This is a genomic window from Streptomyces pseudovenezuelae (assembly GCF_001513955.1).
GTDB classification, from domain to species: domain Bacteria; phylum Actinomycetota; class Actinomycetes; order Streptomycetales; family Streptomycetaceae; genus Streptomyces; species Streptomyces pseudovenezuelae.
Map to the genome: position 1 here is coordinate 182,553 of NZ_KQ948152.1, position 26,054 is coordinate 208,606.

19 protein-coding genes are annotated in these 26,054 nt (G+C 69.9%); 10 read left to right on the top strand and 9 right to left on the bottom strand.

Annotated features, from left to right (window positions below):
• Positions 1-77: 77 nt before the first annotated feature.
• Both mshC and AQI94_RS35170 read left to right on the top strand, forming a co-directional pair.
• A complete protein-coding gene (mshC, locus tag AQI94_RS35165) occupies positions 78-1,307 on the top strand; it encodes a cysteine--1-D-myo-inosityl 2-amino-2-deoxy-alpha-D-glucopyranoside ligase (RefSeq protein WP_031041305.1) in 1,230 nt (409 codons plus the stop codon).
• A gap of 201 nt (positions 1,308-1,508) precedes the next feature.
• On the top strand, positions 1,509-2,441 hold the full coding sequence (locus tag AQI94_RS35170) for an SMP-30/gluconolactonase/LRE family protein (protein WP_031041302.1): 933 nt from the start codon (positions 1,509-1,511) through the stop codon (positions 2,439-2,441).
• Between the two features lie 41 nt (positions 2,442-2,482).
• Here AQI94_RS35170 and AQI94_RS35175 read toward each other — a convergent pair whose 3' ends face one another.
• From AQI94_RS35175 to AQI94_RS35200, 6 genes are all read right to left on the bottom strand, one after another.
• Complete coding sequence (locus AQI94_RS35175) at positions 2,483-3,511, bottom strand: PAC2 family protein (protein ID WP_037941740.1); 1,029 nt, start codon at positions 3,509-3,511, stop codon at positions 2,483-2,485.
• Positions 3,512-3,675: 164 nt separating this feature from the next.
• Positions 3,676-4,347, bottom strand: coding sequence for a FadR/GntR family transcriptional regulator (locus tag AQI94_RS35180; RefSeq protein ID WP_031041293.1), 672 nt, complete (start codon positions 4,345-4,347; stop codon positions 3,676-3,678).
• 233 nt (positions 4,348-4,580) lie between these two features.
• Positions 4,581-6,197 carry a glycerol-3-phosphate dehydrogenase/oxidase gene (locus AQI94_RS35185; RefSeq protein WP_031041287.1) on the bottom strand — a complete coding sequence of 539 codons (1,617 nt, stop codon included), beginning with the start codon at positions 6,195-6,197 and terminating at the stop codon, positions 4,581-4,583.
• Positions 6,198-6,238: 41 nt separating this feature from the next.
• Positions 6,239-7,780, bottom strand: a complete 1,542-nt coding sequence (gene glpK, locus AQI94_RS35190) for a glycerol kinase GlpK (RefSeq protein ID WP_031041282.1) — start codon at positions 7,778-7,780, stop codon at positions 6,239-6,241.
• Between the two features lie 82 nt (positions 7,781-7,862).
• Positions 7,863-8,663, bottom strand: coding sequence for an MIP/aquaporin family protein (locus AQI94_RS35195; protein WP_031041279.1), 801 nt, complete (start codon positions 8,661-8,663; stop codon positions 7,863-7,865).
• Positions 8,664-8,995: 332 nt separating this feature from the next.
• Positions 8,996-9,769, bottom strand: a complete 774-nt coding sequence (locus AQI94_RS35200; RefSeq protein ID WP_031041276.1) for an IclR family transcriptional regulator — start codon at positions 9,767-9,769, stop codon at positions 8,996-8,998.
• Positions 9,770-10,054: 285 nt separating this feature from the next.
• Between AQI94_RS35200 and metH the strand changes: the two genes are divergently transcribed.
• The 4 genes from metH to AQI94_RS35220 all read left to right on the top strand — a co-directional run bounded on the left by metH (position 10,055) and on the right by AQI94_RS35220 (position 18,126).
• On the top strand, positions 10,055-13,576 hold the full coding sequence (metH, locus tag AQI94_RS35205; RefSeq protein WP_031041273.1) for a methionine synthase: 3,522 nt from the start codon (positions 10,055-10,057) through the stop codon (positions 13,574-13,576).
• Positions 13,577-13,694: 118 nt separating this feature from the next.
• Positions 13,695-14,393: an HAD family hydrolase gene (locus tag AQI94_RS35210; RefSeq protein WP_031041271.1), complete on the top strand. Its 699-nt coding sequence runs from the start codon at positions 13,695-13,697 to the stop codon at positions 14,391-14,393.
• Positions 14,394-14,827: 434 nt separating this feature from the next.
• Positions 14,828-16,432: an ABC transporter substrate-binding protein gene (locus tag AQI94_RS35215; protein WP_031041268.1), complete on the top strand. Its 1,605-nt coding sequence runs from the start codon at positions 14,828-14,830 to the stop codon at positions 16,430-16,432.
• A gap of 113 nt (positions 16,433-16,545) precedes the next feature.
• On the top strand, positions 16,546-18,126 hold the full coding sequence (locus AQI94_RS35220; RefSeq protein WP_031041266.1) for an ABC transporter substrate-binding protein: 1,581 nt from the start codon (positions 16,546-16,548) through the stop codon (positions 18,124-18,126).
• 113 nt (positions 18,127-18,239) lie between these two features.
• Here the strand turns inward: AQI94_RS35220 and AQI94_RS35225 are convergent, their stop codons facing one another.
• A complete protein-coding gene (locus AQI94_RS35225; protein ID WP_007380871.1) occupies positions 18,240-18,911 on the bottom strand; it encodes a response regulator in 672 nt (223 codons plus the stop codon).
• A gap of 14 nt (positions 18,912-18,925) precedes the next feature.
• Positions 18,926-19,777 carry a RecB family exonuclease gene (locus tag AQI94_RS35230; protein ID WP_062230148.1) on the bottom strand — a complete coding sequence of 284 codons (852 nt, stop codon included), beginning with the start codon at positions 19,775-19,777 and terminating at the stop codon, positions 18,926-18,928.
• 527 nt (positions 19,778-20,304) lie between these two features.
• Here AQI94_RS35230 and AQI94_RS35235 point away from each other — a divergent pair.
• The 3 genes from AQI94_RS35235 (at position 20,305) to AQI94_RS35245 (ending at position 23,633) form a co-directional block, all read left to right on the top strand.
• Entirely contained in the window at positions 20,305-21,897 is a 1,593-nt protein-coding gene (locus AQI94_RS35235) for a site-2 protease family protein (RefSeq protein ID WP_031046644.1), read from the top strand.
• Positions 21,898-21,935: 38 nt separating this feature from the next.
• A complete protein-coding gene (locus AQI94_RS35240) occupies positions 21,936-22,838 on the top strand; it encodes a tRNA (adenine-N1)-methyltransferase (protein WP_031046648.1) in 903 nt (300 codons plus the stop codon).
• Between the two features lie 216 nt (positions 22,839-23,054).
• The gene (locus tag AQI94_RS35245) at positions 23,055-23,633 is read left to right on the top strand and encodes a hypothetical protein (protein WP_031046651.1); all 579 of its coding nucleotides are present in this window, start codon (positions 23,055-23,057) and stop codon (positions 23,631-23,633) included.
• Positions 23,634-23,690: 57 nt separating this feature from the next.
• Here the strand turns inward: AQI94_RS35245 and AQI94_RS35250 are convergent, their stop codons facing one another.
• Positions 23,691-23,996: a ferredoxin gene (locus AQI94_RS35250; RefSeq protein ID WP_031046654.1), complete on the bottom strand. Its 306-nt coding sequence runs from the start codon at positions 23,994-23,996 to the stop codon at positions 23,691-23,693.
• Between the two features lie 244 nt (positions 23,997-24,240).
• Here AQI94_RS35250 and arc point away from each other — a divergent pair, with 244 nt between their 5' ends.
• The gene (arc, locus tag AQI94_RS35255) at positions 24,241-26,007 is read left to right on the top strand and encodes a proteasome ATPase (RefSeq protein ID WP_031046657.1); all 1,767 of its coding nucleotides are present in this window, start codon (positions 24,241-24,243) and stop codon (positions 26,005-26,007) included.
• The last annotated feature ends 47 nt before the right edge of the window (positions 26,008-26,054 follow it).

Sequence of the window (26,054 nt, forward strand, 5' to 3'; positions counted from 1 at the left end):
CCGCGCAAGAAGGCCTTACCGGCCATCCGGCCCGGTCCGGTTCGTATACGGAACATCCGTCCGGTTAGGCTCATGACATGCATGCCTGGCCCGCTTCCGAGGTCCCCGCCCTGCCTGGTCAGGGCCGCGACCTGAGGATCCACGACACCGCGACCGGTGGCTTGGTCTCCCTCGACCCCGGTCCTGTCGCCCGTCTCTACGTCTGCGGTATCACGCCGTACGACGCCACCCACATGGGGCACGCGGCGACCTACAACGCGTTCGACCTCGTGCAGCGCGTGTGGCTCGACACGAAGCGCCAGGTTCACTACGTCCAGAACGTCACCGACATCGACGACCCGCTCCTGGAGCGCGCCGAGCGGGACAACCTCGACTGGGCCGCCCTCGCCGAGAAGGAGACGGTCCTCTTCCGCGAGGACATGACCGCCCTCAGGATGCTGCCGCCGCAGCACTACATCGGCGCGGTCGAGGCGATACCCGGGATCGTGCCGCTCGTCGAGCGGCTGCGGGACGCCGGCGCCGCCTACGAGCTCGAAGGCGACACCTACTTCTCCGTCGAGTCCGACCCGAACTTCGGGAAGGTCTCGAACCTCGACGCGGCCGCCATGCGGCTGCTGTCCGCCGAGCGCGGCGGCGACCCGGACCGTCCGGGCAAGAAGAACCCCCTCGACCCGATGCTGTGGATGGCCGCCCGCGAGGGCGAGCCCAGCTGGGACGGCGCCTCGCTCGGCCGGGGCCGGCCCGGCTGGCACATCGAGTGCGTGGCGATCGCCCTGGACCACCTCGGCATGACCTTCGACGTCCAGGGCGGCGGCTCCGACCTCGTCTTCCCGCACCACGAGATGGGCGCCTCCCACGCCCAGGTGCTGACCGGCGAGTTCCCCATGGCCAAGGCGTACGTCCACGCCGGCTTGGTCGCCCTCGACGGCGAGAAGATGTCCAAGTCCAAGGGCAACCTGGTCTTCGTGTCGCAGCTGCGGCGCGACGGCGTCGACCCCGCCGCCATCCGGCTGGCGCTGCTGGCCCACCACTACCGGGCCGACTGGGAGTGGACCGACCAGGTCCTCCAGGACGCCGTGGCCCGGCTGGGCCGCTGGCGTGCCGCCGTCTCCCGGCCCGACGGACCGTCCGCCGAAGCGCTCGTCGAGGAGATCCGCGAGGCCCTCGCGAACGACCTGGACGCCCCCGCCGCGCTCCTCGCCGTCGACCGCTGGGCCGCCGCACAGGAGGAACAGGGCGGCGACGACATGGGCGCGCCCGGCGTGGTGACCCGCGCGGTGGACGCGCTGCTGGGCGTGGCCCTCTAGAAGGCCGTACCGCCGTACGAAGGGGCGCTCCCTGCGCGAGGAGGGAGCGCCCCTTCGTACGGCGGACGCAATCCGTCCGGAAACTGATGTCACGTCACAATCCGGCCGACGGCTGTGGAGGCGGCTGCCATGTGATGGGGTGGGAGCGTCGCTTGACTGTTCGGGCCGGCCCCGCGCCGGCCCCTCGCGGAAGGACGCACCGTGGCACCCGCAGACCGTTCCTTCGCACGTCGCACACTCCTGACCTCGACCGCCGCGCTCACCGGAGCGGCCCTGCTCGGCGGCACCGCGCAGGCGGCCGGAACCCGGCACGCCGCGTGGCCCGCGCAGTTCCCCCTGCCCGACGGGTTCCAGCCCGAGGGCATCACCATCGGCTCCGAGCCGTACGCCTGGTTCGGCTCGCTCGCGAACGGCGACATCTACCGGGCGAGCCTGGCCACCGGCCGCGGCGGGATCGTCGCCAAGGGCGCCGGCCGCCCGACCGTGGGCCTGAAGATCGACCGGCACGGCCGCAGACTCTTCCTCGCCGGCGGTGACAGCGGCGAGATCCGGACCGTCGACGCCCGCTCCGGCGCGACCGAGCAGGTGTACGCCACCGGCGGCACCTTCGTGAACGACGTGGTCCTCACCCCGGGCGCCGCCTGGTTCACCGACTCCTTCAAGCCGGTGCTGTACCGACTGGCCAAGGGCGCGGTGACGACCGTACCGCTGACCGGGGACTGGCAGCAGGGACCCGACTTCACGGCCAACGGCATCGAGCGCACCCCCGACGGCCGCGCCCTGCTCGTGGTGAACGGCTTCGCGAACGGCGGCGGCCTCATGCGGGTCGACCCGCGCACCGGCGCCGCCCGGGCCGTCGACCTCGGCACGGCGAAACTCCCCAACGGCGACGGCCTGTTGCTGCTCGGCCGGACTCTCTACGCCGTCCAGCAGCAGCAGAACGCGATCGACGTGTTCCGGCTGAACGACTCCGGCACCCGGGGCACCGCCGTCACCCGCATCACCGACCCGCGCTTCCGCATCCCGACGACGGTGGCCGCCTGGGGCAGGCGCCTGTATCTGCCCAACGCGCGCTTCGACGTGGAGCCCACGCCCACCACCGACTACGACGCGGTGGCGGTGGACCAGGTCTGAGAGGACGGAGAGGGCGGTGCGTGTACACCGCCCTCATCCGCTCACTCCTCCGGCGACGAGTCCTCGTCGTCCGTCTCCGGTTCCCGCTCGGGTGCCCGCCCCGGATCCGTCTCCGCCTCCGGCTTCGGCGGTTTGGGGGGCTTCGTGCGTCCGCCGGGGCTGTCCCGCAGATAGGTCGAACTGTCGCTGCCGTCCGCGGTCGCGTGGCCGCCCGGCTGACCCGGCTGGCCGCCGTCCCGGCGCCGCAGATAGCGCTCGAACTCCCGGGCGATCGCCTCGCCCGAGGCCTCCGGCAGCTCCGCGGTGTCCCGGGCCTCCTCCAGCGTCTGGACGTACTCGGCGACCTCGGTGTCCTCGGCGGCCAGCTGGTCCACGCCCACCTGCCAGGCACGCGCGTCCTCGGCCAGCTCGCCCAACGGGATCCGCACGTCGATCAGGTCCTCCAGGCGGTTCAGGAGGGCCAGCGTCGCCTTCGGGTTCGGCGGCTGCGACACATAGTGCGGAACGGCCGCCCACAACGACACCGCGGGCACGCCCGCGTGGGCGCACGCCTCCTGGAGGATGCCGACGATCCCCGTGGGACCCTCGTACTTGGTCTCCTCCAGGTCCATGCGCTGGGCCAGGTCCGCGTCGGACGTGGTCCCGCTGATCGGCACCGGACGGGTGTGCGGGGTGTCACCGAGCAGCGCGCCCAGGATCACCACCAGCTCCACGCCCAGTTCGTGGGCGAAGCCCAGCAGCTCGTTGCAGAACGAGCGCCACCGCATCGACGGTTCGATACCTCGGACGAGTACGAGATCGCGCGGCTTGTCACCGCCGACGCGGACCACCGACAGCCTCGTCGTAGGCCACGTGATCTTGCGTACTCCGCCGTCCAGCCACACCGTGGGGCGGTTCACCTGGAAGTCGTAGTAGTCCTCGGCGTCGAGTGCCGCGAACACCTCGCCCTTCCACTCCCTGTCCAGATGCGCGACCGCGGTGGAGGCGGCGTCGCCGGCGTCGTTCCAGCCCTCGAACGCGGCCACCATGACCGGGTCGATCAGCTCGGGAACCCCGTCGAGCTCGATCACCCAGCGCCTCCTTCCGACGTGCCCTCGCTTAACGCACCAACCTTACGGCGTCCGGCGGGGGCGCCCGCAGCCCCCTTGCACGGGGGAGTGAACGATCACTGCCCCGTTCGCCACCCGGGAACACCCCCCGCCACCATGCCGTTCGAGGGCTTCTCACAGGCTGCTCACAGCGTGGAGCGCAGCCACTGCTCCACGCTCGCGATGTGCACGGTCGCCCAGGAGCGGGCCGCCTCGCCGTCCCGGTCCCGCAGGGCCGCCAGGATCGCGCGGTGCTCGTGCAGGGTGCGGCTGACGGCGTCCTCCTGGGTCAGACCGCGCCAGATGCGGGCCCGGGTGGTGGGCCCGGACAGGCCGTCCAGGAGGGAGCAGAGCACGGAGTTGCCGGAGCTCTGCACGATCCCGCGGTGGAAGTCGAGATCGGAGGCGACCAGTTCCTCCACCGACGGATTGGCGCCGAGCTTGTCCAACTGGGCGCCCAGCGCGTCCAGTTGCTGCTCACTGATCCGGGAGGCGGCCATCGCGGTGGCGGCCGGCTCCAGGATGCGGCGCACCGCCAGGAACTCCAGGACCGTGTCGTCGCGGTGGAAGTCCACGACGAAGCTCAGCGCCTCCAGGAGGAGTTGCGGGTCCAGGCTGGTCACATACGTGCCGTCGCCCTGCCGTACGTCCAGGATGCGGATGAGCGACAGCGCCCGCACGGCCTCGCGCAGCGAGTTGCGGGACAGCCCCAGCTCGGAGGCGAGTTCGCTCTCCTTGGGGAGCCGCTCGCCGGGGCGCAGCGCGCCGGAGACGATCATGCCCTTGATCTTCTCGATCGCCTCGTCGGTGACAGCCATGTCTTCCGGCCTCCTTCTCGCCCCGCTGTGCGCTGAGACGTCGGATGTCTCAGCTCATTATGGACGCTGCTCGGTGCCGCCCGTTTCCAGGAGGGCATCGCGCACCACCAGGCACACGAGAGGGGGCGGCTCCGTCGGCGGGGAGCCGCCCCCTCTCACAGGCCGGCCCCCATAGGGGAGGAGGGGCCGTTCTCGGGATGCCGGTCCCGGTCGGGGAGGGACCGGACCCGGGGCTACTTCTTGTCGAGCAGGTCCTGGACCTTCGCCCGGACCTCGTCCGTGGCCAGGCCGCGGATCGTCAGCGTCGTCCGGCGGCGCAGCACGTCGTCCGGCGTCTCGGCCCACTCGTTGTCCCGGGCGTACACGACCTGCGCCCAGATCTCGGGGGCGTCCGGGTGGACCCGCTCGCCCAGCTCCGGGTTCTCGTTGGCCAGCCGCGCGATGTCGAAGGCGAGCGAGCCGTAGTGGGTCGCCAGGTGCTTCGCCGTGTCGGCGGCCATGCGCGGACCCGGCGCCGGGTTGTCCACCAGCAGGCGGTGCGCGACCGCGCGCGGGTTGGCGACACCGGGAAGCGGGAGCCTCTTCGGCAGGGAGGAGATGGGCTCGAAGTCGTCACCGAGCGGAGCGCCCGGGAGCGCCTCCAGCTTCTGCATGACCGTACGGCCGATGTGGCGGAAGGTGGTCCACTTGCCGCCCGCGACGGACAGCATGCCGCCACGGCCCTCCGTGACCACGGTCTCGCGCTTGGCCTTCGCGGTGTCACCGGGCCCGCCCGGCAGCACCCGCAGACCCGCGAACGAGTACGTGATCAGGTCCCGGGAGAGCTGCTGGTCGCGGACGGAGAACGCGGCCTCGTCGAGTATCTGGGCCGTGTCCTTCTCCGTGACCGCGACATCCGCCGGGTCGCCCTCGAACTCCTCGTCCGTGGTGCCGAGCAGGAGCATGTCCTCCCAGGGCAGCGCGAAGGTGATGCGGTACTTGTCGATCGGGGTGGCCAGCGCGGCCTTCCACGGCGAGGTCCGCTTCAGGACCAGGTGGGCGCCCTTGGACAGGCGGATGGACGGCGCCGCGTTCGGGTCCTCCATCCTGCGCAGGTGGTCGACCCACGGCCCGGTCGCGTTCAGCACGAGCCGGGCGTTGACGCCGAACTCGTCGCCGGACTGCCGGTCGCGCAGGTCCGCGCCCGTCACCCGGCCCCGGGTGAACCGGAGGCCGGTCACCTCGGCGTGGTTCAGCACGACCGCGCCCGCCTCGACGGCCGCGCGGACCGTCATGAGCGCCATGCGCGCGTCGTTCATCTGGTCGTCGCCGTACACGGCCACGGCCTTGAGGTTCTCGGTCCGCAGCTCGGGCACGTCCTGTGCCGCCCTGGAGGGGGACAGGAGGTGGCCGACGCCGTCACCGAACGCCGAGAGCGCGGAGTAGGCGAAGACGCCCGCGCCGAGCTTCGCGGCGCCGTGCGGCCCGCCCTTGTACACGGGGAGGTAGAAGGTGAGCGGGTTCGCCAGGTGGGGTGCCACCTGGCGGGAGACCGCACGGCGCTCGAAGTGGTTCTCCGCCACCAGCTTCACGGCGCCGGTCTGCAGGTAGCGCAGACCGCCGTGGAGCAGCTTGGAGGAGGCGGAGGAGGTGGCGCCGGCGAAGTCGCCGGCGTCGACCAGTGCCACCCTGAGGCCGGACTGCGCGGCGTGCCAGGCGGTGGAGATGCCCAGGATGCCGCCGCCGATCACGAGAAGGTCGTACGACGCCTTGGAGAGCTGCTCCCGGGTCTCGGCGCGGCTCGGGTGGGAGCCGGAGGCCGGGTGCGTACCGAGGGCAGGCACGGACTGCAGGGTGGACTGACTGGTCATGTCGGGTTCTTACTCCTCGTCAGAGCTGTTGAGGGTGCTGCTCAGCTCTCGTCGTCCTCGAGCCAGCCCATGGTCCGCTCGACGGCCTTGAGCCAGCTCTTGTACTCACGGTCGCGCTTCTCCGCGGCCATGTTGGGGGTCCACTCGGCGGCCCGGCGCCAGTTGGCGCGCAGGTCGTCGGTGCTGGTCCAGAAGCCGACGGCGAGCCCGGCGGCGTAGGCGGCACCGAGGCAGGTGGTCTCGGCGACCATCGGGCGCACCACGGGGGCGTCCAGGAAGTCCGAGAGCGTCTGCATCAGCAGGTTGTTGGAGGTCATGCCGCCGTCGACCTTGAGGGCGGCGAGCTCGACGCCGGAGTCCTTGGTCATGGCGTCGCTGATCTCACGGGTCTGCCAGGCGGTGGCCTCCAGGACGGCACGCGCGATGTGCGCCTTGGTGACGTACCGGGTGAGGCCGGCGATCACACCGCGGGCGTCCGGGCGCCAGTAGGGGGCGAAGAGTCCGGAGAAGGCGGGCACGAAGTACGCGCCGCCGTTGTCCTCGACCGAGAGCGCGAGCGTCTCGATCTCGGCGGCGGTGGAGATCAGACCCATCTGGTCGCGCATCCACTGCACCAGCGAACCGGTGACGGCGATCGAGCCCTCCAGGGCGTAGACCGGCGCCTGGTCGCCGATGCGGTAGCCGACGGTCGTCAGCAGCCCCGAGTACGAGTTGATGATCTTGTCGCCGGTGTTCATCAGCATGAACGTGCCGGTGCCGTACGTCGACTTGGCCTCGCCCTCGGCGAAACAGGTCTGGCCGAACAGGGCCGCCTGCTGGTCGCCGAGCGCCGAGGCGACCGGGATGCCGCCGAGCAGGTCGCCCAGCTTGCCGCCGCTGACCTCGCCGTAGACCTCGGCGGAGGAACGGATCTCCGGGAGCATCGACAGCGGCACGCCGATGGACTCGGCGATCTTCTCGTCCCACTCCAGCGTGCGGAGGTTCATCAGCATGGTGCGTGAGGCGTTGGTGACGTCGGTGTAGTGCTTGCCGCCGTCGACACCACCGGTCAGGTTCCAGATGACCCAGCTGTCCATGGTGCCGAAGAGGATGTCGCCGCGCTCGGCGCGCTCACGCAGGCCCTCGACGTTGTCGAGCAGCCAGCGGGCCTTCGGGCCGGCGAAGTAGGAGGCCAGCGGCAGACCGGTCTCGCGGCGGAAGCGGTCCTGGCCGACGTTGCGGCCGAGCTCCCGGCACAGGGCGTCGGTGCGGGTGTCCTGCCAGACGATGGCGTTGTGGACGGGCTCACCGGTGTTCTTGTCCCACAGCAGCGTGGTCTCGCGCTGGTTGGTGATGCCGATGGCCTTGATGTCGTCGCGGGTGATGCCGGCCTTCTGGACGGCTCCGGCGACGACCTCCTGGACGTTGGTCCAGATCTCGGTGGCGTTGTGCTCGACCCAGCCCGGCTTCGGGAAGATCTGCTCGTGCTCCTTCTGGTCGACGGAGACGATACGTCCGTCCCGGTCGAAGACGATGCAGCGGCTGGAGGTGGTGCCCTGGTCGATGGCGGCGATGAAGGGGCCGGCGGTGTGGGCGTCGGTCACTGTGTGCTCCTGGGGATCCGTGAGTGAGGGACTGTCTACGACTGCTCTACGACTGCTTTGCTGTACGACCGCTATGGATGTTCTAAGCGAAAGCGATGTTGTAGATGCCTGCGGCGATCGCCGCGCCGATCAGCGGACCGGCGATCGGGACCCAGGCGTAGGCCCAGTCGGAGCCGCCCTTGTTGGGCAGGGGCAGGAGGGCGTGCACGATGCGCGGACCGAGGTCACGGGCCGGGTTGATCGCGTAGCCGGTCGGGCCACCGAGGGAGAGACCGATCGAGACCACCACGAGCGCGGTGATCAGGGCGCCCAGGGTGCCCAGGCCCTTGCCGTCACCGTTGAGACCCTGCGTCAGGACGGCCAGCACGAGCACGATCGTGCCGATGACCTCCGTGGCGACGTTCTGCCAGGCGACCCGGACCTCGGGGCCGGTGGAGAAGATGCCGAGCACCGGGCCCGCGCCCTTCTCCTGGGCCTCGACGGCCTTGGCGGTCGTGGCCTGCGCGCCGGGGGCGCCGACGATCTCCTTGTCGGTCAGGTGCGCCTGGAACTGGCCGTAGTAGGCGATCCAGACCAGCGTCGCGCCGATCATGGCGCCGAGCAGCTGCCCGCCCCAGTAGATCGGGACGTCGCTCCAGGAGATGCCGTCCTTCTTGAGCGCGAGCGCCAGGGTCACGGCCGGGTTGAGGTGGGCGCCCGAGAGCGGCGCCGAGGTGTAGACCGCCGTCAGAACGGCGAAACCCCACCCGAAGGTGATGGCGAGCCAGCCGGCGTTGCGGGCCTTGGAGGCCTTCAGCGTGACGGCGGCGCACACGCCTCCGCCGAGCAGGATGAGTATGGCGGTACCGATGGTCTCGCCGATGAAGATGTCGGAGCTGGACACCCGCGACTCCTTTGTCCTTCGTCCAGGGGACCGAACCCCGGGTCCCTCCGGAGGTTCGAGCTGCTCTCGGGGGTGAGAGCGATACCGGCCCATGGCGTTGTCACACTCTAGCGCGTATTGCCGGTAGGTGTTCGACAATGCCGACCGATGGACGGGAGTCTTGCTCCGGGGTTACGCGCACGTCAAGAGTTCTGTTGTCGAAAACTCGATCGTTATCGGCGGCTGTGAGTCAACGATCTTGTTTCGGCGATTTGTGACGTTATGTCAGAGTGCGACGGAAGGCACGACGAAGGGCCGGCACGTCACCGACGTACCAGCCCTGACCTGCGGTCTTAGAAGCGCCCGGCACCCAGGTCCCGCGAGACCGCGCGGGCGCAGTCCCGCACCGCCGCGATCAGCTCCGGACGCAGCGCGCCCTCCTCGTCGGGCCGGCACAGCCGCTCCACGGCGCCCGTGATGCCGACCGCGCCGACCGGCATCCGCCGCCGGTCGTGGATGGGCGCCGCGATCGACGCGACGCCCTCCCAGGTCTCCTCGACGTCCGCCGCGTACCCACGCGCGCGCGTGACGTCGAGGATCTGCTCGAACTCCGTCAGCTCGCACACGGTCCGGTCGGTGAAGGCCTTGCGGTCGCTCTCCAGCGCCTCGCTGTGCGCGACCGGGTCGTACGCCGAGAGCACCTTGCCGAGCGCCGTGCAGTGCAGGGGCTGCATGGCCCCGATCTCCAGCACCTGCCGGCTGTCGTCGGGACGGAAGACGTGGTGCACGATCAGCACGCCCTGCTGGTGCAACACGCCCAGGTGGACGCTTTCCCCGCTGGAACGGGCCAGGTCGTCGGTCCACACGAGCGCACGCGCGCGCAACTCGTGCACGTCCAGGTAGGTGGTGCCCAGGCGCAGCAGCTCGGCACCCAGCTGGTACCGCCCGGAGGCCTCGTCCTGCTCCACGAACCCCTCCGCCTGGAGGGTGCGCAGGATGCCGTGCGCGGTGCCCTTGGCCAGGTCCAGGGACGAGGCGATGTCCGACAGGCCGAGTCTCCGCTCGCCGCCCGCGAGGAGCCGCAGCATCGCGGCCGCCCGTTCGAGCGACTGGATGTTCCGTGCCATCGCCGTGCTGCCTCCGTCCCCATCGACTGCCGAGTGTTACGGCGTCGCTGCCGCTGTTCGGCAATGCCGAACACTACCGGTCGATGCCGACCTCCCGCTAATGGTCGGTCGACATCTGTTGCGTCACTGGTATCCCGCCGGTGACCTGCCCGCCATCCTCGTCCGTCCCGTGGACGTTCCGACCATCCTCCAGAGGACCCGGCTACCCTGGCGTGGTGCGCCCGGCGTGGGACGACTCGCGGGCGCCCTGAAGCCGACAGCCGTCGCAACTGAGGGAGCCCTTTCATGGCCTCGTCGCCACTGACCCCTTCCGCCGACAGCCGGACCCGTGTGTCCGCGCTCCGTGAGGCGCTCGCCACCAGAGTGGTGGTGGCCGACGGAGCGATGGGCACCATGCTGCAGGCGCAGGACCCCACCCTTGAGGACTTCGAGAACCTCGAAGGCTGCAACGAGATCCTCAACGTGACGCGCCCGGACATCGTGCGCTCCGTCCACGACGCGTACTTCGCGGTGGGCGTCGACTGCGTCGAGACCAACACCTTCGGGTCCAACCACACGGCCGCGTCGGAGTACGACATCGCCGACCGCGTGCACCAACTGTCCGAGGCCGGTGCCCGGATCGCCCGTGAGGCGGCCGACGAGCACACCGCCCGCGACGGCCGCCAGCGCTGGGTCCTCGGCTCCGTCGGCCCCGGCACCAAGCTGCCCACCCTCGGCCACATCGACTACGCCACCATCCGCGACGGCTACCAGGCCAACGTCGAGGGTCTGCTCGCCGGCGGCGCCGACGCCCTGATCGTCGAGACCACGCAGGACCTCCTCCAGACGAAGGCCTCCGTACTGGGCGCCCGCCGCGCGCTGGAGGCCACCGGCGCCGATGTCCCGCTGGTCGTCTCCATGGCCTTCGAGACCACCGGCACCATGCTGCTCGGCTCCGAGATCGGGGCCGCGCTGACCGCGCTGGAGCCGCTCGGCATCGACATGATCGGCCTGAACTGCTCCACCGGTCCGGCCGAGATGAGCGAGCACCTGCGCTACCTCGCCCGGCACTCCCGCATCCCGCTGCTGTGCATGCCGAACGCGGGCCTGCCCATCCTCACCAAGGACGGCGCGCACTTCCCGCTCGACCCCGAGGGCCTGGCCGACGCCCAGGAGAACTTCGTCCGCGACTACGGCCTCTCCCTGATCGGCGGCTGCTGCGGCACCACCCCCGAACACCTGCGCCAGGTCGTCGAGCGGGTCCGCGACCTCACGCCCTCCGAGCGCACCCCGCAGCCCGAACCCGGCGCCGCCTCCCTCTACCAGACGGTCCCCTTCCGCCAGGACACCTCCTACCTGGCGATCGGCGAGCGGACCAACGCCAACGGCTCGAAGAAGTTCCGCGAGGCCATGCTGGAGGCCCGCTGGGACGACTGTGTGGAGATGGCCCGCGAGCAGATCCGCGAGGGCGCCCACATGCTGGACCTCTGCGTGGACTACGTGGGCCGTGACGGCGTCGCCGACATGAAGGAGCTCGCCGGCCGCTTCGCCACCGCCTCCACCCTGCCGATCGTCCTGGACTCCACCGAGGTCCCCGTCATCCAGGCCGGCCTGGAGAAGCTCGGCGGCCGCGCGGTCATCAACTCCGTCAACTACGAGGACGGCGACGGCCCCGAGTCCCGCTTCGCGAAGGTCACCAAGCTCGCCCAGGAGCACGGCGCCGCACTGATCGCGCTGACCATCGACGAGGAGGGCCAGGCCCGCACCCCCGAGAAGAAGGTCGAGATCGCCGAACGGCTCATCGACGACCTGACCGGCAACTGGGGCATTCACGAGTCGGACATCCTCATCGACACCCTGACCTTCACCATCTGCACCGGTCAGGAGGAGTCCCGCAAGGACGGCATCGCCACCATCGAGGCGATCCGCGAACTCAAGCGCCGCCACCCGGACGTCCAGACCACGCTCGGCCTGTCCAACATCTCCTTCGGCCTCAACCCGGCCGCCCGCGTCCTGCTCAACTCGGTCTTCCTCGACGAGTGCACCAAGGCGGGCCTGGACTCGGCGATCGTGCACGCGTCGAAGATCCTGCCGATCGCCCGCTTCACCGAGGAAGAGGTCCAGACCGCCCTCGACCTCATCCACGACCGCCGCGCCGAGGGCTACGACCCCCTCCAGAAGCTGATGGCCCTCTTCGAAGGAGCCACCACCAAGTCCCTGAAGGCGGGCCGCGCCGAGGAACTGGCCGCCCTGCCCCTGGACGAGCGCCTCAAGCGCCGCATCATCGACGGCGAGAAGAACGGCCTGGAGGCCGACCTCGACGAGGCCCTCCAGACCCGCCCCGCCCTCGACATCGTCAACGACACCCTCCTGGACGGCATGAAGGTCGTCGGCGAGCTGTTCGGCTCCGGCCAGATGCAGCTGCCGTTCGTCCTCCAGTCCGCCGAGGTCATGAAGACCGCCGTCGCCCACCTCGAACCGCACATGGAGAAGGTCGAGGGCGACGAGGCCGGCAAGGGCACCATCGTGCTGGCCACCGTCCGCGGCGACGTCCACGACATCGGCAAGAACCTCGTCGACATCATCCTGTCCAACAACGGCTACAACGTGGTCAACCTCGGCATCAAGCAGCCGGTCTCCGCGATCCTGGAGGCCGCCGCCGAGCACCGCGCCGACGTCATCGGCATGTCAGGCCTCCTGGTCAAGTCCACGGTGATCATGAAGGAGAACCTGGAGGAGCTCAACCAGCGAGGACTTGCCGCCGACTTCCCGGTCATCCTCGGCGGAGCCGCGCTGACGAGGGCGTACGTCGAACAGGACCTGCACGAGATCTACGAGGGCGAAGTCCGCTACGCCCGCGACGCGTTCGAGGGACTGCGCCTCATGGACGCCCTCATCGGCGTCAAGCGGGGCGTGCCCGGCGCCAAGCTGCCCGAGCTCAAGCAGCGCCGGGTGCGCGCCAGTGCCGTGGCGGTGGAGGAGGAGCGGCCCGAGGAGGGGCACGTCCGCTCCGACGTGGCCACCGACAACCCGGTGCCCACCCCGCCGTTCTGGGACACACGCGTCATCAAGGGCATCCAGCTCAAGGAGTACGCCTCCTGGCTCGACGAGGGCGCCCTGTTCAAGGGCCAGTGGGGGCTCAAGCAGGCCCGCACCGGCGAGGGACCCACGTACGAGGAGCTCGTCGAGACCGAGGGCCGGCCCCGGCTGCGCGGCCTGCTCGACCAGCTCCAGACCGAGAACCTCCTGGAAGCCGCCGTCGTCTACGGCTACTTCCCGTGCGTGTCCAAGGACGACGACCTGATCATCCTGGACCAGGAGGGCAACGAGCGCACCCGCTTCACCTTCCCGCGCCAGCGCCGCGGCCGCCGCCTGTGCCTCGCCGACTTCTTCCGCCCCGAGGAGTCGGGGGAGACCGACGTGGTCGGCCTCCAGGTCGTCACCGTAGGCTCGCGGATCGGCGAGCAGACCGCCAAGCTCTTCGAGGCCAACGCCTACCGGGACTACCTCGAACTGCACGGCCTGTCCGTCCAGCTGGCCGAGGCGCTCGCCGAGTACTGGCACGCGCGCGTGCGTTCCGAGCTCGGCTTCTCGGGCGAGGACCCGGCCGACGTCGAAGACATGTTCGCCCTGAAGTACCGGGGCGCCCGCTTCTCCCTCGGCTACGGCGCCTGCCCGAACCTGGAGGACCGCGCCAAGATCGCCGACCTGCTCCGGCCCGAGCGCATCGGCGTCCAGCTGAGCGAGGAGTTCCAGCTCCACCCCGAGCAGTCCACCGACGCGATCGTCATCCACCACCCGGAGGCGAAGTACTTCAACGCCCGCTGAGCCGCCGAGCGCGGCTCGCCGAGCACACTGATCGGATAAGTCGTACACTGGTCGGTCCACCGGCAGGCCGGTTCCCCTCGTGGGAACCGGCCTGCGCGTCCCTCAAGGAGGTACGTGGATGACCAGCACGGTCCCCGCGCCATTGACCCGTACGGCAGACGGCTCCGCCCTTCAGGCCGTCCTCCTCGACATGGACGGCACCCTGGTGGACACCGAGGGCTTCTGGTGGGACGTCGAGGTCGAGGTCTTCGCCGGCCTCGGGCACACCCTCGACGACTCCTGGCGCCATGTCGTGGTCGGCGGTCCCATGACCCGCAGCGCCGGGTTCCTGATCGAGGCCACCGGCGCCGACATCGCCCTCCCCGAGCTCACCGTCCTGCTCAACCAGGGCTTCGAGGACCGTATCGGCCGCTCCCTGCCCCTGATGCCCGGCGCCACCCGGCTGCTGGCCGAACTGTCCGCGCACCGCATCCCCACCGCCCTGGTCTCCGCCTCGCACCGGCGCATCATCGACCGGGTCCTCGACTCCCTCGGCCCCCGGCACTTCGCCCTCACGGTCGCCGGCGACGAGGTGCCGCGCACCAAGCCACACCCCGACCCGTATCTGTTCGCCGCCGCCGGCCTCAGCGCGGACCCGGCCAGATGCGCCGTCGTCGAGGACACCGCGACCGGTGTCGCCGCCGCCGAGGCCGCCGGCTGCCAGGTCGTGGCCGTGCCCTCCGTGGCCCCCATCCCCCCGGCCCCCGGACGCACGGTGGTCGGATCCCTCGAAGAGGTCGACCTGCCATTTCTGCGCGGCCTGATCGCTCTTCGATGACGGAAATGCCTCGGGTGTTCACCCAGCGTGCGGAACGGATAGCGAGGTAATTCCCCAGGGCCCTGTCGCAGGAATTCGAAGCGCGCCGGACGGCCGAATTCCGACCGGTCCGCGCCCCCTGCGGGTGTGAGGTTCTTCACTCGACGGGCCCTCGACAGGCGGACCGGGCTGTGCCGAACGCCCCGCTTCGAGCGGCCCGGGCGCGCCCATGTGTCCCGATTGATGAAACCCTGCACCAATCCTTCCCCCAACGGGCCTTCGGTGCGTCCGCACCCGGTTTCGCTGTGTGATGGAAGCCCAACTCCCGTGACTGCGAACCCTCCTGCAGGTGCGGACTAATCTCCTGGTGAGAACATCGCCCTAACCCCGTGATCCGCCGCGCCAACCCCTGCATGCCGGGTACACGGACTGAACAGCTGTGGAGAAACTCGAGCATGAACCGCAAGACTTTGGTGCTGCCGGCCGTCATAGGTCTGCTCGCGCCGGTGCTCGCCGCCTGCGGCGGGTCCGACAGCGGCAGCGGCGGGGGCGACCCGATCGGGGTCGGCACCACGGACCGGTTCACCGCCACGAAGGACGCTCCCGCGCCGCTCGACCCCGCCTTCGCCTACGACGTCGGCACCTGGAACGTCCTGCGCCAGACCGTGCAGACCCTGATGATCCAGCCCAAGGGCGACGGCGAGCCCGTGCCCGAGGCGGCCCAGTCCTGCGGCTTCAGCGACAGCGGCAACGAACGCTACGTCTGCACCCTGCGCGACGGCCTGAAGTTCGCCAACGGCGACGCCGTCACCGCGGCCGACGTGAAGTACTCCATCGACCGCGCCCGCGCCATCAAGGCCGACTCCGGCGTCTTCGCCCTGCTCTCCACCATCGACACCGTCGAGACCAAGGGCGACCGCGAGGTCATCTTCCACCTCAAGACCGCCGACGCCACCTTCCCGTACAAGCTGTCGACCCCGGTCGCCGGCATCGTCAACCCCGACGACTACGAGAAGAACAAGCTCCGCGACGGCTTCGACGTCGACGGCTCCGGCCCCTACACGATGAAGGCCGACGTCAAGAACAACGTGCTCGTCGACGCCGAGTTCACCAAGAACCCCAACTACAAGGGGTCGTTGACGGTGAACAACGACAAGGTCGAACTGCGCTCCTACGACGACGCCGACGCCATGGGCGCCGCCCTCGAAAAAGGCGACATCGACCTCATCACCCGCACCCTGTCGCCCCGGCAGATCCAGAAGCTGTCCAACGAGTCCGGCGGGAGCGTCGACCTCGTCGAGATGGCCGGCCTGGAGATCCGCTACCTCGCCTTCAACACCAACGCGCCGACCGTGAAGTCCCGTGCCGTGCGCCAGGCGATGGCCCAGCTCATCAACCGCAGCGAACTCGTCTCCAAGGTCTACGGCACCCAGGCCGAGCCGCTGTTCTCGCTGGTCCCGGCCACCATCACCGGACACTCCAACTCCTTCTTCAACCGGTACGGCGACCCGAGCGTCACCAAGGCCAAGTCCCTGCTCGCGCAGGCCGACATCACCACTCCGGTGAAGCTGACCCTCCACTACACGACCGACCACTACGGCTCGGGCACCAAGGAGGAGTTCGAGGACCTGCAGAAGCAGCTCAACGCCAGCGGGCTCTTCGACGTCACCATCAAGGGCGCCCTGTGGGACACCTTCCGCCCGGCCGAGCAGAAGGGCCAGTACGACGTCTACGGCATGGGCTGGTTCCCGGACTTCCCCGACGCGGACAACTACCTCGCCCCGTTCCTCGACAAGGACAACTTCCTCGGCTCGCCCTACGACAACAGCGAGATCCGCACCACCCTGATCCCGGACTCCCGTCGCGAGGCCGACCGTCTCGCCGCGTCCGGAAGCCTGACCGAGATCCAGGACATCGTCGCCAGGGACGTCCCGGTGCTGCCGCTGTGGCAGGGCAAGCAGTACGTCGCCGCACGCGACGACGTCACCGGCACCGCCTACGCGCTCAACTCCTCCTCGACGCTGCAGCTGTGGGAACTCGGCAAGGGCGTGAGCGGCTGACCGGCCGCTCTGCCGAGGCGTGAGCGGCTGACCACCGGCCGACGCCTCCTTCGCCCCGGGCCCAGGCGGACGGGCCCGGGATTCCACAAGAATCGACGACAAGGCACTCGCTCGTGAACAAGCGCATCCAGTGGCAGGTCCTGCCCATCGTGGCGGGGCTGGCCTCCGGTCTGCTGACCGGCTGCGGCACGGAGTCGGGGGGCTCCGGGTCCGACGGCTCCTCCGTGGTCATGGGGATGTCCGACGACGTCCTCGCCACCGACCCGGCCTCCGGTTACGACCCTGGCTCCTGGCTGTTGTTCAACAACGTCTTCCAGTCGCTGCTCAGCTTCCCCAAGGGCGGCACGGAGCCGGAGCCGGACGCCGCGAAGAGCTGCGAGTTCACCGACAGCAAGACCCGGGTGTACGAGTGCACCCTCAAGGACGGCCTCAAGTTCAGCAACGGTGATTCGCTCACCTCCGAGGACGTCAAGTTCTCCTTCGACCGCATGCTGAAGATCAACGACGACGCCGGTCCCGCGATCATGTTCCCGATGCTCGACCAGGTCGAGACCCCGGACGAGAAGACCGTCGTCTTCCGGCTGAACACCCCGGACGCGACCTTCCCCAGCAAGATCGCCTCCGGTGCCGGATCCATCGTCGACCACGCCCAGTACGACGCCGACGGCCTGCGCGAGGACGGCAAGGCGTTCGGCTCCGGCCCGTACCAGCTCGACTCGTTCGACGACGACCAGGCCGTGTTCTCCGTCAACGAGAACTACAAGGGCACCGCCGAGCCCCAGAACTCCGGCGTCACGCTGAAGTTCTTCCACGGCGACCAGGCCGCCCTGAAGACCGCCCTGACCGGCGACAAGGTCGACCTCGCCTACCGCGGTCTGAGCGCGGGCGACATCGCCGACATCGAGAAGGCCTCACCCGACTCCGGCGTCGAGGTCGTCGAGGGCACCAGCGCCGAGGTCCAGCACCTCGTCTTCAACATGAACGACCCGGTCACGGGCCGGCTCGGCGTCCGCAAGGCGATGGCCTACCTGCTCGACCGCGAGGCCCTCATCCACGACGTCTACCAGGGCACCGCGACCCCGCTCTACTCGATCATCCCGGCCGGTATCGCGGGCCACAACACCGCCTTCTTCGACACCTACGGCGCCCAGCCCTCCAAGGCCAAGGCCGCCGCAGCCCTCGACGACGAGGGCATCACCGGCAAGGTGAAGCTGACCCTGTGGTCGACCCCGTCACGCTACGGCCCGGCCACCGGCCAGGAACTCAAGACGATCGCCCGGCAGCTCAACGCCAGCGGACTGTTCGACGCCGACGTCAAGTCCGTGGCCTTCGACCAGTACGAGAAGGACATCGCCGCCGGCAAGTACGGCGTCTACGTCAAGGGCTGGGTGCCCGACTACCCGGACGCCGACAACTTCACGGCCCCCTTCTTCGGCAAGGGCAACGTGCTGGACAACAACTACAGCAACAACAAGATCACCGGCTCGCTCATCCCCGAGACCGCCTCCCAGCCGGACCGCGCCGCGACGGACGAACACTTCGGCACCCTCCAGAACCTCGTCGCCGAGGACGTTCCCGTCCTGCCGGTCTGGCAGGCCAAGCAGTACGCCGTCGTCCGGGACGACGTCTACGGCCTGGAGTACTGCCTCGACGCCTCCACGGTGTTCCGCTTCTGGGAGCTCAGCAAGGGCTGATCCGACGGCTCGACGGCGAGCGTCGATCCGGCGGCCGCACACACGAAGAGGGCGCCCCCCGTCAGGTGGGGGACGCCCTCTTCGCTCCTGTACCGCTATTGCTGCTACTGCTGCTATTGCGCGCCGGGACGCACCAGACCGCTCTCGTACGCGTACACCGCGGCCTGCACCCGGTCCCGCAGCCCCAGCTTGGTCAGCACATGACCGACATGCGTCTTCACGGTGGTCTCGCTGACGAACAGATCCGCGGCGATCTCCGCGTTCGACAGCCCGCGCGCCACCAGCTTCAGCACCTCGACCTCGCGGTCGGTGAGCGTGTGCAGGGTGTCCGGCACCGGCTCGTCACCGGACGGCAGATGCGTGGCGTACTTGTCGAGCAGTCGGCGGGTGATGCTCGGCGCGAGCATCGCCTCGCCCGCGGCCACCACCCGGATCGCCTGCACGAGCTCGTTGGCCGGGGCGTCCTTGAGCAGGAACCCGCTGGCCCCCGCCCGCAGCGCCTCCACCACGTACTCGTCGAGGTCGAAGGTGGTCAGCACCAGCACCTTGGCCGGTCCGTCCCGCCCGGGACCGGTGATCTGCCGGGTCGCCTCCACACCGTCCATCCGCGGCATACGGATGTCCATCAACACCACGTCGGGCTGCAGCGCCCGCACCTGGTCGATGGCCTGAAGGCCGTCTCCGGCCTCGCCCACCACCGCCAGGTCCTGCTCGGCCTCCAGAATCATCCGGAACCCGGTACGCAGCAGCGGCTGGTCGTCGACCAGTAGGACGCGGATGGCCACGTGAGTCTCCTTCGCTAGCCCGGCCCCATTCTGCCCTGCTCGCCGATCGCCGACGTCACCGGCAGCGGGTAGGGCGGGGGAGTGCCGCCGAACTCCGGGCAGTGCTCCTGGTGATCGCACCAGCCGCACAGCTTCGTCGGACGCGGTCGCCAGTCACCCGTCTGCGTGGCCTGCCGGATCGCCTCCCACAGCGCCAGCAGCTTGCGCTCGACCCGCTCCAGGTCGGCGAGGACCGGGTCGTACGTCAGGACGTCACCGCTGCCGAGGTAGACGAGCTGGAGCCGGCGCGGGATCACGTTCTTCAGCCGCCACACCACCAGGGCGTAGAACTTCATCTGGAACAGCGCGCCCTCGGCGTACTCCGGCCGGGGCGCCTTGCCGGTCTTGTAGTCGACGATCCGCACCTCACCGGTCGGCGCCACGTCGACCCGGTCGATGATCCCGCGCAACCGCAGCCCCGACTCCAGCTCCGCCTCGACGAACAGCTCCCGCTCGGCGGGCTCCAGGCGCGTCGGGTCCTCCAGCGTGAACCACCGCTCGACGAGCCGCTCCGCCTCACCGAGCCACTGCGCCAGCCGCTCGCCTTCCGGATCGTCGGCGAACAGCTCCAGCACCTCCGGCCGGCTCTCCCGCAGCCGGTCCCACTGACCGGGGATCAGCGACTTGGCCGCGGGCGCGGTCCGCTCCCCGGCCGGCGCGTCGAAGAGCCGCTCCAGCACCGAGTGCACCAACGTCCCCCGGGTCGCCGCCGCGCTCGGCTTCTCGGGCAGCCGGTCGATCACCCGGAACCGGTACAGCAGCGGGCACTGCATGAAGTCGTTGGCACGAGAGGGGGACAAGGAGGCAGGCGCGACGGGCACCGCCACGGGCTGTGCCGTCTCTACGGCTTCTGCCGTCGCCGGTGGGGTGTCGGTGCGGGGTGGGTCCGGTGTCTCATCGGTCGCGGGCTCGGCTGTCACGGCGGCGTGGGCCGATTCCGGGTCCTGGTCGGTCGAGTGCCCTTCGTGCCGACCGGCTGTGACCGGCGTAGGCGCCCCGGGTGCGGCCGCCTCCGCGGGCTGCGCCGCGACCGCCGCGTGGGCCGCTCCAGGGTCCTCCTCGGTTCCGCCCGCGCCCTGCCGACCGGCCGCGGCCGTCCCGGGCTGTGCCGCGACCGCTGCCTCCGCCGCCCCCGCGTCGTCGGCGGCGGCCTCGGTCACGCCCTCCGTGCTCGTCTCCATGACCACAGACCATACGGCCCGCCACTGACAGTGACCCATTCGCGGCAGTGACCGCCGTGGTCCCCGAGGAAACACGGGGGTGCCGGGGCGGAACGCGCAGCGACCGCCGCATACCATCGACCCGAGACCTTCCGCACGGCAGGCGCGGAAGACGCTTCGAACGAGGGGACATCGTGGACGAGAGCGGCGGGAGCGGGCAGCCGCGGTCCGGCACGGACCGGCCGACCAAGCCCCACGCAGGGCCCACAGCCCACACCACCGACCCCACGACCCCCGACCCGCACGAGAACGGGAACCCCTCCGCCACCCCGTCCACCGAGGCCGCGCACGCCGACCGCGCCGGCGACTCCGCACAGCAGCCGGCCGCGGACGACGACGCCACCCAGGACACACCGGCCTCCGACGGCACCGGCACCCCCGCACCCGCCGAAGTCCCGCCCACCGGGAACGAGACCGGCACCGGGGACGTCGAACACCCGCCCGCCCCCGGGACCGACCCCCGGGCACCCGCCGACCTGCCACGCCCCGAAGCGCCCCGCGCACCCCACCCCACCGACGACCACCGCACCCTCGCCCACTCCGGAGCCCCCAAGAGCCCGCCGCCCCAGTCCCCCCAGCCGCGCGGCGGCCTGCTGATGGGCCGCCCCTTCGGCGTGCCCGTCTACGTCGCCCCCAGCTGGTTCCTCGTCGCCGCACTCATCACCTGGGTCTTCGGCGGCCAACTGGACCGCGTGCTCCCGGAACTCGGCGCCGCCCGCTACCTCGTCTCCCTCTTCTTCGCGGTCGCCTTCTACGCCTCGGTCCTCGTCCACGAGCTGGCCCACACCGTCGCGGCCCTGCGCTTCAAGCTCCCCGTCCGCCGCATCCAGCTCCAGTTCTTCGGCGGCGTCTCCGAGATCGAGAAGGAGGCCGAGACTCCCGGCCGGGAGTTCGTGCTGGCCTTCGTCGGCCCGCTGCTCTCCCTGATCCTCGCCGGCCTCTTCTACCTGGCCATGCAGCCCGTCGAACCCGGCACCGTCCCCGGCGTCCTGCTCGCCGGACTGATGGTCTCCAACCTCATCGTGGCCGCCTTCAACCTCCTGCCCGGCCTCCCCCTCGACGGCGGCCGCATGCTCCGCGCCGTCGTCTGGAAGATCACCGGCAAGCCCATGAGCGGCACCATCGCCGCCGCCTGGGTCGGCCGCGCCCTCGCCGTCTGCGTCCTCATCGGCCTCCCGCTGCTCACCCAGTCCGGAGCCCTCGGCTCCTCCGCCGAGGACAACGTCGGCATGGACACCGTGATGGACGCCCTGCTCGCCGCGATCCTCGCCGCGATCATCTGGACCGGCGCCGGCAACAGCCTGCGCATGGCCCGCCTGCGCGAACACCTCCCCGACCTGCGCGCCCGCACCCTCACCCGCCGAGCGGTCCCCGTCGAGACCGACACCCCCCTCTCGGAGGCCCTGCGCCGCGCCAACGACGCCGGCGCCCGCGCCCTGGTCGTCGTCGACCCCGAGGGCACCCCGCTCTCCCTCGTCCGCGAGGCCGCCATCGTCGGCGTACCCGAACACCGCCGCCCCTGGGTCGCCGTCAGCGGCCTCGCCCAGGACATCACCGACGGCATGCGCGTCTCCGCCGAACTCGCGGGGGAGGACCTGCTGGACACCCTCCGCGCAACCCCCGCCACCGAATACCTCGTCGTCGAGGACACCGGCGAGATCTACGGCGTCCTGTCCGCGGCCGACGTGGAGCGCGCCTTCGTGAAGGCCATGGCCAGACCCTCCTAGTGGTCGGCGGCCCCTCCGCGGACCGGTAGGCTGTTCACATGTCCGAACCGACCGGTGCCGCCCGCAGGCGCGGGCCCTTCAAGGTCGGGGACCAGGTTCAGCTGACCGACCCCAAGGGCCGCCACTACACGTTCACGCTCGAAGAGGGAAAGAACTTCCACACCCACAAGGGTTCCTTCCCGCACGACGAGCTGATCGGCGCACCCGAGGGCAGCGTTGTCCGCACCACCGGTAACGTCGCCTATCTCGCGCTGCGCCCCCTGCTCCCCGACTACGTCCTGTCCATGCCCCGCGGCGCCGCCGTGGTCTACCCCAAGGACGCGGGGCAGATCCTCGCCTTCGCCGACATCTTCCCCGGCGCCCGCGTCGTGGAGGCCGGGGTCGGCTCCGGCTCGCTCAGCAGCTTCCTGCTGCGTGCCATCGGCGACCAGGGCATGCTGCACAGCTACGAGCGTCGCGAGGACTTCGCCGAGATCGCCCAGCAGAACGTGGAACGCTACTTCGGCGGCCCGCACCCCGCCTGGCAGCTCACCGTCGGCGATCTCCAGGACAACCTGTCCGACGCCGACGTCGACCGCGTCATCCTCGACATGCTCGCCCCCTGGGAGTGCCTGGAGGCCGTCTCCAAGGCGCTCGTCCCCGGCGGCATCCTGTGCTGCTACGTCGCCACCACCACCCAGCTCGCCCGGACCGTCGAGTCCATCCGCGAGATCGGCTCCTTCAACGAGCCGACCTCCTGGGAGTCGATGATCCGCAACTGGCACGTGGAGGGCCTCGCCGTCCGCCCGGACCACCGCATGATCGGGCACACCGGCTTCCTGCTCACCGCCCGCCGCCTCGCCGACGGCGTCGAGCCGCCCATGCGCCGCCGCCGCCCCGCCAAGGGCGCCTACGGCGAGGACTACACCGGCCCCAACGCCGACGGAGGCGCCGGCCGCTGAGACGGCCCCGGGCCGCAAGCAACGAACAGGCGTCGGGGTGGAGTTCCCGCAGACCAGAGGAACTCCACCCCGACGCCTTCGTGTTGAGGGAGCGGCAGAAACCGCCCCCCGGACAGCCCGGACAAGTACCCACCCCGCCGTTCCCCCCACCTGTGACGTGTGGCACCATGCTGGCCACCCCCCCCACCGGCACAGCCCTCACAGGAGACGCTCCGAGTGCAGCAATCCGCCGTCCCGGAACTGGCACACACGCACACCCGCCCGATCCACTGGGTCGCCACCGCCACCGCCGTGGCGGGAGTCGTGGCCCTCTCCTCGGTCCTGCAGCCCCACCCCGCGACGGCGGCCCAGGCAGCCGGCCCCGAGGGCAGAACCGCCCCGGTGGTCACCACGGCACCCGACCCCGCGGACGTCCACTTCCCGATCGACTGCGGCCCGGTCAAGGCGAAGGTGCAGAAGCGGGTCTCCGGAGACCTCGACGGCGACGGACGGCCGGAAACAGTCGTCGTGGTGCACTGCGACGCCCCCATGGGCACCCCGCCCGACGCCGTCTACGTCATCACACACGCGAAGGGCACCGGTGAACCCCGGGTCGTCGCCACCCTGCTGAGCCCGAAGACCCGCAACACCGTCACCGACTTCACGCTGAGCGACGGAGCCGTCCTCGCGACCCTCCTCGGCTACTCCACGTCCGACGTACCCAGTTGCTGTCCGGACGTGAAGGACAAGGCGAAGTGGCAGTGGAAGGACGGCGCGTTCGTCCGCTCGACCCCCGCGGGCACGCACACCGTCTGACCGAGGCGATCACATCTGTGAGAAATCAGACAGCGGTCACGCAGGGTGTCTTTCCGGTCACTCTGCGTCCGGGCCGTAGATCTCGACCCTGTCCGAAACTCGCCGTACGTGGATGCAGTCGCCCGGACACTCCTTCGCGGAGTCGACCACATCAGCGAGAAGCGGCAGCGGTACGGGCGTTGTGGCGCCCTTGGCCTGCAGCAGCTCGTCGTCCGAGCCCTTCACATAGGCCAGACCGTCGATGTCCAGCTCGAACACCTCCGGCGCGTACTGCGCACAGATGCCGTCACCGGTACAGAGGTCCTGATCGATCCAGACCTCAAGGGTCTCGCCGCCGGCCCCGACCTCCTGCTGCACTCTCATCTCTCCTGCCGTTTATGCGTCGAGCCGAACGGGAATCCGGCCAGCTCTGACGGGTGTTGAACAGTTCGACCCTACCTTCGGCAGCTTTCCAATCTTGTTCGGTGGGTATTCCCCTGGCGTGAGGGAGAGCGCAAGGGTGAAGATCGGACACACCTCGACAGTCTTTGTGATCTAGGGGTTTCAATCGACACCCACCCAGGTAGGGTCTGGAAGCGTCCAGCTCCCCTTGGAGGAGGTGAGGACCGTGGCAGCCCACGACGACGACATGAACCGCGGCATCCGCCCGGGACGAGGGTCCGACGACCCGTCCGGGCAGATTGCCTACCTTGAGCAGGAGATCGCCGTCCTGCGACGCAAGCTCGCCGACTCTCCGCGACACACGAGGATTCTCGAAGAGCGGATCGTCGAGCTGCAGACCAACCTGGCCGGCGTGTCCGCCCAGAACGAGCGACTGGCCAACACGCTCCGTGAGGCCCGCGACCAGATCGTGGCCCTCAAGGAGGAGGTCGACCGGCTCGCACAGCCCCCCGCGGGCTTCGGCGTCTTCCTCGAAGCGAACGAGGACGGCACCGCCGACATCTTCACCGGCGGCCGCAAACTGCGGGTGAACGTCAGCCCCAGCGTCGAACTCGAAGAGCTCCGACGCGGCCAGGAAGTGATGCTCAACGAAGCTCTCAACGTGGTCGAGGCCATGCAGTACGAGAGCGTCGGCGACATCGTCACCCTCAAGGAGATCCTCGAGGACGGCGAGCGCGCCCTGGTACAGGGACACACGGACGAGGAGCGGGTGGTGCGGCTCGCCGAACCGCTGCTCGACGTGACCATCCGCCCCGGCGACGCCCTGCTCCTCGAACCACGCTCCGGCTACGTCTACGAAGTCGTGCCCAAGAGCGAGGTCGAGGAACTGGTCCTCGAAGAGGTCCCCGACATCGGCTACGAGCAGATCGGCGGACTCGGCGGCCAGATCGAGGCCATCCGGGACGCCGTGGAGCTCCCGTACCTCTACCCGGACCTGTTCAAGGAGCACGAACTGCGCCCGCCCAAGGGCGTCCTGCTCTACGGACCCCCCGGATGCGGCAAGACGCTCATCGCCAAGGCCGTCGCCAACTCGCTGGCCAAGAAGGTCGCCGAGGTCACCGGCCAGGCCACCGGCAAGAGCTTCTTCCTCAACATCAAGGGCCCCGAGCTCCTCAACAAGTACGTCGGCGAGACCGAGCGGCAGATCCGCCTCGTCTTCCAGCGTGCAAGGGAGAAGGCCTCCGAGGGCACCCCCGTCATCGTCTTCTTCGACGAGATGGAATCCCTCTTCCGCACCCGCGGCTCCGGCGTCAGCTCCGACGTCGAGAACACCATCGTCCCCCAGCTCCTCGCCGAGATCGACGGCGTCGAAGGCCTGCAGAACGTGGTCGTCATCGGTGCCTCCAACCGCGAGGACATGATCGACCCCGCCATCCTGCGCCCCGGCCGCCTCGACGTGAAGATCAAGATCGAGCGTCCCGACGCCGAGGCCGCCAAGGACATCTTCGGCAAGTACCTCACCGAACGCCTCCCCCTGCACTCCGACGACCTCGGAGAACACGGCGGCAGCAGGTCGGGCACCGTCGCGAGCATGATCCAGACGGCCGTGGAACACATGTACGCCGAATCCGAGGAAAACCGCTTCCTGGAAGTCACCTACGCCAACGGAGACAAGGAAGTCCTCTACTTCAAGGACTTCAACTCCGGCGCCATGATCGAGAACATCGTCGGCCGCGCCAAGAAAATGGCGATCAAGGACTTCCTCGACCACAACCAGAAGGGCCTTCGCGTCTCCCACCTCCTCCAGGCCTGCGTGGACGAGTTCAAGGAGAACGAGGACCTGCCCAACACCACCAACCCGGACGACTGGGCCCGCATCTCCGGCAAGAAGGGCGAGCGGATCGTCTACATCCGCACCCTCATCACCGGAAAGCAGGGCGCCGACACCGGACGCTCCATCGACACGGTGGCGAACACCGGACAGTACCTGTAAAGACAGGGCGGCTGCGGGTGCCCTCACCGGGGTACCCGCAGCCGACT

What these genes read in the sequence shown, in the direction of transcription:
- AQI94_RS35215 (WP_031041268.1), top strand. Translation starts at nt 14,828, where the DNA reads ATGAACCGCAAGACTTTGGTGCTGCCGGCCGTCATAGGTCTGCTCGCG.
- metH (WP_031041273.1), top strand. Translation starts at nt 10,055, where the DNA reads ATGGCCTCGTCGCCACTGACCCCTTCCGCCGACAGCCGGACCCGTGTG.
- AQI94_RS35180 (WP_031041293.1), bottom strand. Translation starts at nt 4,347, where the DNA reads ATGGCTGTCACCGACGAGGCGATCGAGAAGATCAAGGGCATGATCGTC.
- AQI94_RS35200 (WP_031041276.1), bottom strand. Translation starts at nt 9,769, where the DNA reads ATGGCACGGAACATCCAGTCGCTCGAACGGGCGGCCGCGATGCTGCGG.
- AQI94_RS35240 (WP_031046648.1), top strand. Translation starts at nt 21,936, where the DNA reads ATGTCCGAACCGACCGGTGCCGCCCGCAGGCGCGGGCCCTTCAAGGTC.
- AQI94_RS35250 (WP_031046654.1), bottom strand. Translation starts at nt 23,996, where the DNA reads ATGAGAGTGCAGCAGGAGGTCGGGGCCGGCGGCGAGACCCTTGAGGTC.
- mshC (WP_031041305.1), top strand. Translation starts at nt 78, where the DNA reads ATGCATGCCTGGCCCGCTTCCGAGGTCCCCGCCCTGCCTGGTCAGGGC.
- AQI94_RS35185 (WP_031041287.1), bottom strand. Translation starts at nt 6,197, where the DNA reads ATGACCAGTCAGTCCACCCTGCAGTCCGTGCCTGCCCTCGGTACGCAC.
- AQI94_RS35210 (WP_031041271.1), top strand. Translation starts at nt 13,695, where the DNA reads ATGACCAGCACGGTCCCCGCGCCATTGACCCGTACGGCAGACGGCTCC.